This window comes from Paraflavisolibacter caeni (genome assembly GCF_025628885.1).
GTDB lineage: Bacteria > Bacteroidota > Bacteroidia > Chitinophagales > Chitinophagaceae > Flavisolibacter > Flavisolibacter caeni.
Window position 1 is genome coordinate 22,189 of sequence record NZ_JAOTIF010000039.1, and the last position, 14,272, is coordinate 36,460.

The 14,272-nt window shown below is 42.5% G+C and carries 11 protein-coding genes; all 11 read left to right on the forward strand.

The features are described from left to right. Nucleotides 1-6: 6 nt before the first annotated feature. Nucleotides 7-2,370 (forward strand): GH92 family glycosyl hydrolase, encoded by a 2,364-nt coding sequence (locus OCK74_RS26110; RefSeq protein WP_279300063.1) that lies wholly within the window; start codon nucleotides 7-9, stop codon nucleotides 2,368-2,370. Between the two features lie 26 nt (nucleotides 2,371-2,396). Then, the gene (locus OCK74_RS26115; RefSeq protein ID WP_279300064.1) at nucleotides 2,397-3,242 is read left to right on the forward strand and encodes a sialate O-acetylesterase; all 846 of its coding nucleotides are present in this window, start codon (nucleotides 2,397-2,399) and stop codon (nucleotides 3,240-3,242) included. Between the two features lie 11 nt (nucleotides 3,243-3,253). After that, nucleotides 3,254-3,394: a hypothetical protein gene (locus OCK74_RS26120; RefSeq protein WP_279300065.1), complete on the forward strand. Its 141-nt coding sequence runs from the start codon at nucleotides 3,254-3,256 to the stop codon at nucleotides 3,392-3,394. 964 nt (nucleotides 3,395-4,358) lie between these two features. After that, a complete protein-coding gene (locus OCK74_RS26125) occupies nucleotides 4,359-6,668 on the forward strand; it encodes a glycoside hydrolase family 31 protein (protein ID WP_279300066.1) in 2,310 nt (769 codons plus the stop codon). A 177-nt stretch (nucleotides 6,669-6,845) separates the two neighbouring features. Continuing rightward, nucleotides 6,846-6,977 (forward strand): hypothetical protein, encoded by a 132-nt coding sequence (locus tag OCK74_RS26130; protein WP_279300067.1) that lies wholly within the window; start codon nucleotides 6,846-6,848, stop codon nucleotides 6,975-6,977. A 21-nt stretch (nucleotides 6,978-6,998) separates the two neighbouring features. Further along, nucleotides 6,999-7,487 (forward strand): alpha-N-acetylglucosaminidase TIM-barrel domain-containing protein, encoded by a 489-nt coding sequence (locus OCK74_RS26135; protein WP_279300073.1) that lies wholly within the window; start codon nucleotides 6,999-7,001, stop codon nucleotides 7,485-7,487. Then, on the forward strand, nucleotides 7,448-7,663 hold the full coding sequence (locus tag OCK74_RS26140; RefSeq protein ID WP_279300068.1) for an alpha-N-acetylglucosaminidase C-terminal domain-containing protein: 216 nt from the start codon (nucleotides 7,448-7,450) through the stop codon (nucleotides 7,661-7,663). The genes OCK74_RS26135 and OCK74_RS26140 overlap by 40 nt, the downstream gene beginning before the upstream one ends. Before the next feature lie 163 nt (nucleotides 7,664-7,826). Then, entirely contained in the window at nucleotides 7,827-10,319 is a 2,493-nt protein-coding gene (locus OCK74_RS26145) for a hypothetical protein (RefSeq protein ID WP_279300069.1), read from the forward strand. Nucleotides 10,320-10,484: 165 nt separating this feature from the next. Continuing rightward, nucleotides 10,485-13,214, forward strand: a complete 2,730-nt coding sequence (locus tag OCK74_RS26150) for a glycoside hydrolase family 38 C-terminal domain-containing protein (RefSeq protein WP_279300070.1) — start codon at nucleotides 10,485-10,487, stop codon at nucleotides 13,212-13,214. Nucleotides 13,215-13,396: 182 nt separating this feature from the next. Beyond that, on the forward strand, nucleotides 13,397-14,017 hold the full coding sequence (locus tag OCK74_RS26155; RefSeq protein ID WP_279300071.1) for an RNA polymerase sigma factor: 621 nt from the start codon (nucleotides 13,397-13,399) through the stop codon (nucleotides 14,015-14,017). Between the two features lie 25 nt (nucleotides 14,018-14,042). Further along, nucleotides 14,043-14,272 (forward strand): DUF1565 domain-containing protein (locus tag OCK74_RS26160; protein WP_279300072.1); only part of this gene is annotated, 230 nt, incomplete at its 3' end.

Here is a 14,272-nt window from a genome sequence, read left to right on the forward strand (position 1 = left end):
ATCTTCATGAAAAGACTCTTATTTGCTTTGTTTTTGTTTCTGTCAACGACCGTATTTTGTCAGCAACAAGCCGATCTGGCAAATCCGCTTGTTGGCACTATTAAACCGCGCTTTGATTTTTTTGCTGCGGCCTCTTTGCCTTATGGTATGGTAGCCCTGAGCCCTGATACGCATCATGGTGACTTGTGGAATGCGGGTTATCGCTACAACGATGGCTATATCCTCAACTTCAGTCATATTCATAATACACAAACAGCCGGAATTCCTGTAATGCCTGTAGTGGGTACCTGCAAAGCACTGCAGGGTTTGGAAGCATCAAAGTCAACATTGAATCACCAGGGAGAAATAGCAAAACCCGGCTATCATAAAATATTGCTGCAGGATTATGGTATCACTGCAGAACTAACCTCATCTCAGCGTGCTGGGTTTCATCGCTATACATTTCCTGCTGCGCGGGAAGCGCATATAATTATGGATCTTACTGCAGCACTTGGACCCGTGCAAATGCTGCGTGGATACGCCAGTAAGAAAAGTGATCGGGAAATAGAAGGCTATTCAGTAATGGCGCCTACGTTCAGGAGAAAGAAGAATTGCACCGTATACTTTGTAGCACGATTCAGTAAGCCCTTTGATAAAATAAACTTCTGGAAATCATCAGCTGATTCATCCGTAAAAGAACTGGTTAATGGCGACATGACCGATGACAGCAAAGCCGGTGTATATGCGAGTTATTATAATCTCAAACAAGGCGAGCAAATATTGTTACAGGTTGGGATATCCTTTGTAAGCATGGAAAATGCAAGGATGAACCTCGACAAAGAAATACCCAACTGGAATTTTGACGCAGCAGTTGCAAATGCGAAAAGTGCATGGAATGATTACCTGGGCAGAATAGAAGTAAGCGGTGGCACACGGAGGCAACAAGTAAAGTTTTATACCGATTTGATGCACACGGCCATTGGTCGCCGAATCTCCGAGGATGTAAATGGTGCCTATACAGACAACAGTGGCGCCACACCTGTGGTAAGGTATGTACCACTTACGGCAAAGGGTAACCCGTCGTATCATTTTATGGATGCCGATGGCCTATGGGGGTCTCAATGGAATTTGAATATTTTATGGCCGATGGTTTATCCTGAGTATGGCAATGATTTGGCATCCACCTTCCTTACATACTATAAGAATACAGGCACTATGGCTAGGACATCCTGGGGAGGGCAGGAATGTTATGTGATGGTAGGCGATCAGACAGTTCCCTTACTGGCCGCATTGCTTCAAACGCATCGTGCCACATTTAATAAGGAGGAAGCTTTTGCCGGAGCTTATAAGAACGGTTTCCCCGGCGGCATAAGAGACAGGGCTGGCTATGAATCAGGCCCTTCTCCTAAAGGTGGCGGTATCGATTGGTACATAAAGTACAAATATGTTCCCTTTGAGATCAGGTTCCGTGGCGATGGATTTCACCGGGGCGGTGCTGCCATGACGCTGGAATATGCTTACCAGGATTGGTGTATTGCTAACATGGCTAAAAGCTTAGGCAAAAATGAAAACTATGATCTGTTCATGCGGCGGTCTGCTTATTGGAAAAACATCTATGACGCTTCAAGCGGTTACATGCGACCAAAAGATACGTTGGGTAATTGGCTTACACCTTTTGAGCCAGTTGGTACATCCACTTCGGGCGGGCACGCAACCCCGGGCTTTATTGAATCCAATTCAGCTATTTATAGTTATTATGTTCCCCAGGATGTGAAGGGCCTGATTCAAGCTATGGGAGGTCAATCGGCATTTGTGGAAAAATTGGAAGAAAGTTTTAAAAGTGCCATTCCATCCGGCTTTGCTGCCGAACACGGAGAACATTGGGCGGCACGTGTTGATTATGATAATCAACCCGGTTGCCACCTGGCACATTTATTCAGTCATGCTGGTGAACCATGGAAAACCCAGTACTGGGTACGGCAGGTAAAGGAAGCCACCTTTGGTGATACAACGACAACGGTAGGGTATAGAGGTGACGAAGACCAGGGACAAATGGGTGGATTAAGTGTGTTAATGGCGGTTGGCCTGTTTGATGTACAAGGCCTGGCCGATGTGAATCCTACACTAGAAATCACTTCTCCCATATTTGATAAGATCACTTTTCACCTCCCGGGTAAAAAGACATTTGTAATACAAACCACATCGCCTGCAGAAAAGGATAACACATATATACAATCCGTTATGTTGAACGGAAAGCCATTGAACAATTTTGAATTTCCTTTTAGTGCGTTTGCAAATGGAGGTTCAATCAAGATAAATCTCGGTCCGCAACCAAATAAAACATGGGGGACAAATATTCTTGATAAAGGGTCCGTTCGAAGCAGCAACTAATTTTTCATGATCAACAAGGAGGCCATATGAATCGATTGCTATTTTTCTTATTGTGTACATTAATATTGTCGAATGCAAATGGGCAGATATATATAACTCCCACCGATGCCGATACAGTACGACAAGTCAGCCTTTCCAATCTTACAAAGGATAGACATACAATGATCGCGTTGGTATTTGGTCAGTCAAATGCCGGTAATTATGGGAAAAGTGAGTATACGTTGCACAATGGTTCTGTATTCAATTATTATGGAGGGAAATTGTATGCTGCGAAAGATCCATTGATTGGGACAACAGGTACAGGCGTAAGTGTATGGACTCGCGTTGCTGATATGGTAATTGATAGCGGTCTTTACAACAAAGTCATCCTTATTCCGATTGCTGTTGGTGGTTCTGCTATCAGCCGATGGGCAAGTGGTGACTGCTCAATAAAATTACAAGAAACACTAAGGCTATTAGATAGCCAACATATAAAACTCACTCATGTGTTCTGGCACCAGGGCGAAACTGATAATCTTTTAAATACAGCAAAGGAAACATACAAGAAGACACTTGATACGATTTTAAATAGTCTTCATACTCATCATCAGGATGCTGAAATGTACGTGTCAATTGCTTCTTATCATCCAGGTGCCATTGCCAAACCATTGGGAGTGGATCGTGTAATAAGAACGGCACAAATGGAATTTATAAATGAGCAAAAGGGAGTGTTGTTGGGACCAGATACAGATCTGCTCATTCATGCCATTCACCGGCATGATGGTGTACATTTTTCCGATTTTGGGCTCACCGCTTTTGCCAGGTTGTGGTTCAAAGCCTTGGTGGAGAAGAGAGAGCTAGCTAAAGATGATTTTCAGCTGTCAAATAAATAAATTAATATGATATGAGAATTTATTTCTTGTTATTGGTTATTCTTTTTACAGGGGGTAAAGATGCGTTCGTTACAGTTAATGGTCGTCATGGCACCATGCCAACGACTTATAATAATGAACCAACCTTCAGCAACTCCGATAGCCCTTTGTAGCAGATAATATACATAAAAAAGGCCCCGCCAAAAAGCAGGGCCGAAAAGATCATGCAAATGCGAAAGGCGATCAATCCCAACCGCCGCACCGTAGCCAGGTAATCCAATCCCTTCAGGCTGAGATATGTATAGGATTTTAAAAGTTGTTAACCCCGGAGGAGGCCTTGCAGGAGCAACAACGATGATTGATATTGATTGCCATCCTCGAGACAATGATAGGGGAAGATTTCAATTTTTTTCATGACAATACCCACTTTGGTCGCGATTGCACCCATTTGCACCTGTTGGCACCTACTGACGCCCATGGCTACCCGTAAAAAATAGGTCAACCCAACCCAAAATGTATGTTAGCACCGGACAAACACATTTCCAATAACCCCTCACTTCCTAACCCCATTCTTCGTTCCTCATTCCAATCATACCTCATTCCCCCAGGATATTCCCACCATACTCCCACCATACTCCCATGATACTCCCAGGATAGTGCGTGAAAATGACAATTTCCTCATCGCCAAAGCCCTCCTCTGGCCTACTAGTCTATACACCGGTTAGTTGATTGTATGTGTCAAAATAACACAGGGAAAATCCCGGTAATTGTAAAAATATCATCAGTAGTAGTCAAAATAGTGGTAGTAGAATGAGTATAAAATGGTCAACTTTATAACTCAGTTTCGATGCTCCAAAAACAACCATGCTAAAATAGTTCTCTCATGTGGCAATCATAGCTTGATTAATTTCGTAGGGGCTTTCTAGCCCCTACTCGTTTTATTAACTACATGCATATCCATTAAAAAAAGCCCCGGTACTTTAAAAGTTATTATGACTAGATGAGCTTGGCTCTTATATTTGAATTGAATAAGGTTACTTTCCTCTGTGCTGCAAATAAAACATCAACATTGGTCAAATTAGAAAAGGTCTGAACAAAAACTCTCTTGTACTTTTAGCCTCCCAAAAATGTATTGATATGATAAAGAATCCCCATGGTAAGTTGTCCCTGCTGTCCTTTCTTTTACTGTTGATAACCCATGTGGGGCTTTGCCAGAACTTTACCAAAACCAATACAGGTATTAAAACGAGCGTGGATGGTTTAACAGTTGAAGTGCAGTTTTTCAATTCCCGGATTGTCCGGGTAATCAAAGCACCCGAAGGTACTTCCTTTAATAAGCAAAGTCTTTCGGTCATTAAAACGCCAGCCGCCACTCCTTTGCAAATTCAGCAGCAGGGAAATGCCGTTCTGCTGAAGAGTGAAGCCCTGCAAGTAGCACTTGATCTGCAGACAGGTAAAGTTGCTTTCAGTAACCTCAATGGCGGTCTGCTCTTTACTGAAAAAGATTATGGCTCACAGTTCACTGCCATTAAAGATGTCAACAAGAATACCTACAGTGTTCGCCAGGCCTTCCGGTTGGACAAAGACGAGGTTATCTATGGGCTTGGTCAACAGCAAAACGGTAAAATGAACCAGCGCGGCCAAAAGGTGTTCCTGCGCCAGGATAACACGAAGGTTTGCATTCCCTTCTTTCAATCAGTAAAAGGATATGGCGTGTTTTGGGATAACTATGCACCTACCACCTTTTTAGATAATCCCCATGAAACTTCTTTTGATTCGGAAGTAGGGGATGGCTCCGACTATTATTTCCTGTATGGTGGCAGTGCTGATGGCGTGATTGCCCAAATGCGTGATTTAACAGGACAGGCACCCCTGATGCCACTCTGGGTGTATGGCTTCAACCAATCCAGGGAGCGCTATAGAACCCAATACGAGCTTTTGAATGTGGTAAAGAAATACCGAAGCCTGAAAGTACCCCTGGATGGCATCATCCAGGACTGGCAGTATTGGGGTAAAGACAGCAACTGGAATGCTATGAGTTTTGAACCCTCAACTTATCCCCGTCCAAAAGAACTGATCGATAGTGTGCACCAACTGAATGCTCATATCTTTTTTGTGGCATGGCCGGGCTTTGGTCCCAATACCCCTCAGTATAAAGAACTGAAGGAAAAAAAGATGCTGCTCAATTTTGAAACCTATCCTCCCAGGTTCATGTCCACGCCTTATGATGTTTACAACCCTATGGCTCGCGATATCTATTGGCGTTACTTGGACAAAGGCGTGTTCTCCTTAAATTCCGATGCATGGTGGTTGGATTCATCTGAGCCAGATCATTCAAACCTGAAAGAAAGCGACTTTGACCTGCCTACTTACCTCGGCACTTTTCGCAGTGTGCGCAATGCTTTCCCTTTGCAACATGTAGGTGGCGTATACGATCATCAGCGGCAGTCAACTTCTGATAAAAGGGTAATGATCCTTACCCGCTCAGCCTTTGCCGGCCAGCAGCGCTATGGTGCCAACACCTGGAGTGGTGATGTGCATTCCAACTGGGAGACACTTCGCAAACAGGTACCTGCAGGTTTGAACTTTTCTTTGTGCGGTATTCCCTATTGGAACACTGATATTGGGGGCTTCATTGGAGAAGGTTTTCCGAAAGGAGCAAAGAATCCTGAATTCCAGGAACTCTATACCCGCTGGATGCAGTTTGCAACTTTTACCCCCATGATGCGTTCCCATGGAACAAGCATTCCCAGGGAAATCTACCAATTTGGTAATCGTGGTGAATGGCCATTTGATGTTCAGGAGAAATTCATCAATTTACGCTACCAGCTTTTACCCTATTTATACGCTACTGCATGGGATGTAACCAGTCATTCCGGTTCTATCATCCGTGCTTTGTATATGGATTTTGTAAATGACAAGAAGGTGTATGATATCGATAATGAGTACCTGTTTGGAAAGTCATTTTTAGTATCCCCTGTAACGGATAAAGGGACCACTACCCAATCTGTTTACCTGCCTGCCGGTGCTGTATGGTACGACTTCTGGACTGGCGAACGTACTGACGGCGGCAAAGCTGTGGATAAAGCAACACCAATCGACATCATTCCCTTATACGTGAAAGGCGGTTCTATTGTGCCCTGGGGGCCAAAGGTTCAGTATGCGGAAGAAAAGAAGTGGAATAACCTGGAGTTGCGCATTTATCCTGGTGCTGATGCTGCATTCACTTTGTATGAGGATGAAAACAATAACTACAATTACGAGCAAGGCAAATACGCTGAAATTACTTTTAACTGGAATGATCAGGCTCGTACATTAACCATCAAAGATCGTAAGGGCAGTTTTCCTGGCATGCTCAGTACAAGAAAATTCAATATAGTATTGGTGAACAATCAAAATTCAAAAACAATAACCTACAAAGGCAAAGAGGTTACAGCCAAATTCTAAGATCAGGAACATTGTAACGAAGCTGGTGGGGACAATTTACAATATAGTACTACAATATTAATCTGTACAATACTTTAATGGTAAAATAACACCTTTGGTTGGATCATAATTGATAAGTACAAAAACGCATATTTTCAGTTTCTGAATAGCTACAATAAAATCATGTTTCAACTAAAAATGACAAGAATAAAAAAAGCAGGTCTCATTGGTTTTTGCTTTTTACTAACCAGTATTTCTGCTTCAGCACAAAATAAAATTGATTTTTCACCCCTGAACGACCTGGTGAAAAGACAAATACCATCCTTATAAGGAAGGGTAATTTTTAAGCCTATAGAAAAACAAAATGGACAGGATGTATTCGAATTGGCTACAACAAAAGATAAATTGACAATCTCCGCGTCTTCCGTGCCATCTGCCGGGCAGGGGATCAATTGGTACCTGAAATATTATTGCCACCAAATGATGGCGCTTCAAAGTTCTAACCTCAAACCAATCAGGTCGCTGCCTCAGGTAAATGCACCGGAACGCCATGTAAGCCAGGCAGAATACCGTTATGCATTTAATTATTGCACCTTCAATTACTCGATGAGCTTCTGGAGATGGAAGGAGTGGGAGACTGCATTAGACTGGATGGCATTGAATGGGGTCACTACCTCACTGGCGATGGTTGGCATGGAACAGGTTTGGTACAATACATTGCAGCGTTTGGAATGTACACAAAAAGAAATTGACGATTTTATTCCCGGTCCTTCTTATACAGCCTGGTGGCTGATGGGTAATTGTCCACACTTTATTATGACCGCTGGAAAAAATACATAGATCATAAACAAGCTGAATTAGAGGGCAATTCAGAAGGTGCAAAAGCTATAGATTTTTATGCTATGGAAAAAGACTGGGCAAACAAGACCGGTGAGAAGTATGAGGAAAAAACAATTAAAGACTATGTTGGGCTTGCAAATGCTGTATATAAAAAAGCTATTTCTTTAACAGACTAAATTAAGCTCATGGTTCCCCGTACTTGTGATTTCATGGAGTGAATGTATATAGGAAGAAATATTAACAAACATTTGTGCGGTGTGCAAAAATAGCATCAACTCCGGTCAATTTTGATGTTGTCTTAAGGGCGTCCTTCCCATATTTTAGCCCCAAAATGATTTCATGATAAAGAAAATATATGGCAGAATGGCGTTGCCATTCTGCCTGTTTGTTTTTGGAGCAATGGTGCAGGATGCAGATGCCCAGGTGCAGTTGAAAACAAAGCAATGGGGCATGCAACTCGATGCTTCTGGTAAACTGGCCAGTATGAAAAGCTTAAAACTGCAGAAAGAATTTCTGGTCGCAGAAAAGGCAACTGCATTATTGAGTATTAAAAAGAATGGACAGTTGCTGGCGCCCCAGCGTTGTGTATGGAATGCGAAAACTTCGGAAATCCAGTTGTCTTATCCGCAGGTAGGAGAGGAAGCTACGATCAAAGTAAAGCAGAATGATCAATACATCACTTTTGAATTGATGAAACTGACCCATGCAGACCAGGTTGATTGGGTGCAATGGGGCCCATTCCCTACCAATATCGCTGATACGGTTGGCGAAGTAGTAGGCGTGGTGCGTAATGCCAATTTTGCCATTGGCATCCAGGCGCTGAATGTGAAAACCCTGGGCGGCAGTCCTGAGGTGGAAAGCGATATCCAACCATCTTATGATGTGTTTACGAATGGAAACACAGTGGATATAAACAAAGATGACCTGAACAAGCAATTGTTCCGGGGCGATGTGGCCAAAATAATGCCTTATGGCAGCCTCTTACAGGCATATACCCGCAATCGTAATAAAGACCGTATAATTGATAACTGGAGCCATCCCCGCTACCTGGCACCTGCGTTTCCCCAGGACGGAGGAGTGATCGGCAGTAAGCTGGCCATGTTTGGTGTGGCTACTTCCGGGGTATTATCCACCATTTCTACTATTGAGCAAAAAGAGAACCTGCCGCATCCCATGTTGGATGGCGTATGGGCCAAAGAAGCCCGTCATGCATCCGAATCATACCTGATCATGGATTTCGGAGAAAGTAACTTACAGGAAGCACTTGACCTGACACGCCAGGCCGGGCTTCGTTACCTCTACCATGGTGGCCCGTTTGATACCTGGGGGCATTTTAAGTTGAATAGCAAGGAGTTTCCAAACAACTGGGCCAGTTTAAAAGACTGCGTGGATAAAGCCAAAGCTCAGAATATGCGCCTGGGTCTCCACACGCTTTCCAACTTTATTACAACCAACGATCCTTATGTAACCCCTGTGCCCGATGCCCGCCTGGCAAAAGTGGGATATTCCCAATTAGTCAATAACATTGGCGTAGATACAAAAGAGATCGAGATCAAAGAACCTGGATTTTTCAACCAGTATCAAAATAATACACTCAAAGCAGTCGTAGTTGGAAATGAGATCATTCGTTATAGCAAGGTTTCAGACGTTGCACCCTGGAAACTATTAGATTGTCAAAGAGGTGCCTTTAATACAAAAGCAACATCTCACAATGCCAACGACAGCATCGGCAAACTGATGGATCATGGTTATAAGGTCTTCCTGGGTAACTATGAACTGGACCAGGAAATGGCTAAAACGATCGCTCGTTTGTTTAACGAAACCGGCTTGATGCAAATTTCTTTCGATGGACTCGAAGGCTGCTGGAGTGAGGGTATGGGCGATTATGGCAAACAATTATTTACCAAAACCTGGTTCGATAACCTCAAGCCTGAATTGAAAGGCAAAGTGATCAACGATGCCAGCAATCCTGGACACTTCTTTTGGCACATCTACACCCGTATGAATTGGGGCGAGCCCTGGTATGCTAGTTTCCGTGAAAGCCAGTTGCAGTTGCGCTTGAAAAACCAGCATTTTTATCGTCGCAACCTGATGCCTTCCATGTTGGGATGGTTTAGCCTGAAAGCCGAAACTACGCTGGAAGATATTGAATGGATGCTGGCAAGAGGTGCTGGTTTTGATGCAGGCTTTGGATTGTCTACCAGTATCGAAACACTAAAGAAACATGGTCGTAAAGATGAGATCCTGGCCACGATCAAACTGTGGGAAAAAGCAAGACAAGCTAATTTGTTTACTGCTGCTCAAAAACAACGCATGCAGGATACTAAAAATGAATTCCACCTGCAAACCACTGCTGATGGCGCTTATCAGTTAGTACCGGTATATAATACCTTCCTGGTGCACGAGCAAAAGATAAAACAGCCCGGTGAACCTGTATTCTCAACTTTCCAGTTCAATAATCCTGCGGCTGCACAGCCAATGGCTTTTATCATGACAATGGCGCCCAAAAAAGATAGCGACCCGGATGTGTCTTTCGATAATCCTTCTATAGCTATCAACCAGCAGGATGCATTGGTGTTACCTGTTAGTTTGAAGCGCAACCAGTTTTTGTATTGTGATGGTAAGACCGTAAAACTGTACAACAAGCAATGGCAACTGTTGCAAACAATAACATTAAGCAAACCCTTGCCACAGTTTGCAAACGGCAACAACGACATCATTTTCGATGGGAAATACTCCGGTGAAAATGGCGCAGATATAAAAATTGAATTACGTGCCAAAGGAACGCCCGAACTGTTGCAAACTTCAAGCGGCAAACTGGCTTTTAATTAAGTGATGAAGTTCTCCATTTATAATGCAGGTTTATTGTTAATTTCTAAGGGGCTTTTCCAGGCTCCTTATTTCTTGATTTAATAAGAGGCTAATATGCCATCAGTATTGATCACAATAGCATCTGTTTGAAAACAATCATTCTTGTTACTTTATGTGCATACTCGTATGAAAAAATTAAAATTGACATTTCTATTGGCCTTCCCTGTTCTGTTACAAGCACAGATCAGTGCTGTTGATGCAGGGAAAGGTGCAGTAAATAATACTGTTACGGATATCGTGGTGGCCTTTAAAATGCATGTTGATATAGGCTATACAGACTGGGCCGAGGCAGTGCTTCAGAAATACTCCGGCCCTATGCTGGATAAAACTCTAGCTTTTATTGACCAAACGGCTTCTCTGCCTAAGAATGAACAGTTTGTATGGACAATTCCTGCATGGCCTTTGCAATACATGCTTGATAATTGTTCTCCTCAAAATAAAGGGCGGCTGGAAAAAGCCATTAAAGAAAAACGGATCGTTCCTCATGCCTTGCCATTTACTTTGGAAACTGAGTCAAGCGACTTGGAAAATCTCACCCGTGGATTGTCGTTTGCAAATAATATCAACCGCCGCTATGGATTAAAACCTGCGCGTGATGCCAAGTTCACCGATGTGCCCGAGCATTCATGGGTCATCCCGACTTTATTAAAAAACGCAGGTGTGGATATTTTACATATCGGTTGTAATCCCGGTTCAACTTCACCCGATGTGCCAACCTTGTTTTGGTGGCAGGGGCCTGATGGTTCAAAACTGCTCACCTTTTATTGGGCGCAGTATTATGGCTCCGGAATTTTACCGCCTAAAGACTGGCCCCACAAAACATGGCTGGCTATGATTCATACGCATGAAAACACAGGAGCCCCCGATCCTAAAGAGGTAGCAGCCTTATTAAAAGAGGCAAAAGAGAAAATGCCCAATGCACGCATACACATCGGAAGGATTTCTGATTTTTATGATTTGTTGATGAAGGAAAATCCAAAATTACCGGTCGTAAAAGGCGATATGCCGGATACTTGGATTCATGGCTTTATGTCTATGCCGGAGGAAGTGAAAACAAACAAAGTTTTTCAACGTGAAACTTATGTGACCGAGCAGTTGAATACGCACATGAATTTATGGAAAGGCAAAGACGTTTCAATTGACAAATACGTGAATAAGGCGACAGAAAATATGTTACTGTTTGATGAACATACTTTTGGCGGAGCTATTTCGCATGGGCATCAACTATTCTGGAAATATGGAGATGAATTTAAAATTAACAGGGCCGCAGGCAATTATTATTTCCTGGAAAAATCATGGGAAGAAAAATCAGCCTACACAAAAGAAGCTGAGAAAACTATATGGCCATTAAAACGGAACCTCCTTTTCGAGTTAGTGAAATCTGTGAAAGATAAAACATCGCATGTCACCGTTTACAATCCCCTGCCATGGGCAAGAAGTGGGCGTGTATCCCTGTTTCAAAGCTATTATGAAAATCCGTCACATCCTGTACCGCCCATTACAGCCCTGAAGGATATCGAAACAGGAAAGATCATCCCTGTCCATCAGGATCATAACCTGCTTTCTTTTGATGCGATGGATGTTCCGGCAGGCGGATATAAAACTTTTGTGGTTTCCAATGATGATGGAGCTATTGCTTCATCGCTTTCCGCTAACGAGCAGAACAATGTATTGGAGAATAAATATTTTAAATTGATCATCAATCCATCCACGGGAACATTGCAGTCAGTCTTTGACAAGCAAAACAATCGGGAACTGGTGGATGCTAAGAGTAAATATTCTTTTGGTGAATATGTGTATGAACAACTGGGACAGGAACAAATAGAGGCATACAACAAAAACTATATAAAGCCGGGCAGTGAGGATTGGGCAGGCCAGGAGTTTATCAGGTTAAAGAGCCAGGTGCCTAACCAGCAACATATTAGATTCACCGGGAAATGCGATAAAATAGATTGGCTCAAAAATAAAAGCTTGGTACGCGCCACAGCAATGTGTCAGTTAAATGATAGCAGTGCGCAGCGTTACCTGGTGAGTTATACGCTTTACGAAAATCAACCTTATATTGAAATTACAGTAGGACTGGACGGAAAGAAACCTGTACCCAATCCTGAAGCAGGCTGGGTGGCTTTCCCGTTTGCTTTAAACAAACCGGAATACCGGCTGTTGCGCACAGGCGGTATTGTAGACCCGCAAAAAGATTTGGTGAACAAAACCAATCACGACTTTTATTTTCTCAACACAGCAATGGCAATGTATGATAAGGCAGGTGGCATTGGATTGAACTGTCCACATACACCAGGCGTAAGTATTGACCAGCCGGGAATTGGGGTTTATTCCAAAACAAGAACACTTTCAACTGGCACTGTGTTTTCTAATTTGTATAACAATGCCTGGGGTACCAATTTTACAGAATGGGTGGAGGGATCGCACGCGGCTAAATTTTACATCTGGAGTTATAAAAATTATGATGCGGAGTCTACCTTCATTACCCCTGCGGAAGAAACACGTACACCTTTGAGCGCAGCGTTTTATGCACCGAATGGACTGGCGTTTTCATATAATTATGAAACCACCGGTGAGTTGCCTAATTCCCAAAGCGGACTTACACTGGATCGTAAGGGTATTATAGTTACTTCATTCAACAAACAAGGCAATGAAGGGATGATTCGTTTTTGGGAAGAAGCAGGCCGTTCGGGGAAATGTACCGTAACACTCCCTGGAAATGCCTCATTCAAAAAAGCTTACCTCTGTAATTTACGAGGTGAACAATTGGATGAAAACGGAATTACGATTTCCAATAATTCTTTTGCATTTGAAATTGGCGCTAACCAGCCACGGACATTTATCTTGAAATAGATGATTGGGAAACTACATTGTTCTCTCATATAATTTAAACACACAAGGGGCTTTTCTAAGCCCCTTATTTATTTTATTTATAATGCAATGCAAAAATAACATCAGTAATTGTCAAAATAGCATCTGTTTTCCAGCGATCATGTCCGTTATTTCGTGATTTTACGACGATTGCTTTTTTAGTTATGAATGATTTGGACGAACAACTAAAGATCACTGATGTGGCCAAAGGCTGTGCAGAAGCGTCTAAACAATTATATCAGCTGCACAGGAATAAAGTGTATTACGTTTCTCTCAAGTTGCTGAAGTCAGAAGCGATGGCAGAAGATGTGCTGCAGGAAATTTTCTTGAAATTATGGTTGAATAAAGAAACACTGCCCGGAATCAATAACTTTTCAGCTTACCTTAATACTCTGCTCCACAATCAAATTTACAATATGCTGCGTAAGCAGGCCAACGCTGAAAAATACCTTAAGGAAGCAACACTGCAACCAGCTTTCAGCAACCACACCCAGGATGTAGTGCAATGGCAGGAAACAAAAAAAACATTGCAGGAAGCAATCGCCCGGCTGTCTCCGCAGCAAAAGAAAGCATTTGAGTTAAGTCGTTTAGAAGGATTGACACACAACGAAATCGCATCACAAATGAAGATTTCAAAAGAAACAGTGAAAAAGTATATTATGGATGCATCAGCTTCGGTTAAAAACTATTTATACACCAAATGTGATATGCATGTGGAACTATGCCTGTTTTTGTTGGTGCTCTTTTCAAAAAAAAATATTTTGATCCAATACCACCAATGTTAAGAATTACTAAAATAAAATCATGAAAATGAAAATGAAAATAGAAAGGTTCATTGTTTTTTTCTTTTTACTGACCTGCATTTCTGCTTCAGCACAAAACAAAGCAACAGTTACCAAATCCCAATACAAAGAATATCATGTTTCGGTCAATGGAAGTGATAGTAATGATGGCTCATTAGCTAGTCCATTGAAAACGATTACGGCTGCTTCAAACCTGGCAATGCCAGGCGATCTGGTTACTGTTCATGCCGGTATTTA